Consider the following 459-nt stretch of genomic DNA (forward strand, 5'->3'; position numbering starts at 1 on the left):
GTCGAAGCCCAGGCCTTCGCGCAGGATGCCGCCGCGCGCGGTCTCGAACACGGCCGCGTCCACTTCGGGGTGCAGCAGCACGTTGCGCGCGCTGCGCGGGCCGGAGCAGTCGCCGCTGTCGATCTGGCGGCCGTTCACGTACACGCCGTCGGTATTCGTCATGCCCACGCGCAGGCCCTGGGCGGAGAACAGGTGCGCGATGAGGCGCGCGGTGGTCGTCTTGCCGTTGGTGCCGGTGACGGCGACGGTGGGAATGCGCCCGTCCTGGCCGTGCGCGAAGAGCTTGTCGACCATCGCCTGGCCAACGTTGCGCGGCTTGCCGTAGCTCGGCGAGAGGTGCATGCGCAGGCCGGGGGCGGCGTTCACCTCGACGAAGCCGCCGCCCTGCTCTTCCAGCGGGCGCAGCACGGTCTCGGCCACCATGTCCACGCCGCAGATGTGCAGGCCGACCATCTGGGC

1 protein-coding gene is annotated in these 459 nt (G+C 71.5%); it reads right to left on the bottom strand.

Going from position 1 to position 459, the window contains the following annotated elements; translation table 11 throughout:
* Positions 1 to 459 (bottom strand): Mur ligase family protein (locus GVL52_RS32045; RefSeq protein WP_244619343.1); only part of this gene is annotated, 459 nt, incomplete at both ends.

Origin of the sequence: Rhizobium sp. 18055, assembly GCF_902706285.1 — a bacterium.
GTDB lineage: Bacteria > Pseudomonadota > Alphaproteobacteria > Rhizobiales > Rhizobiaceae > Rhizobium.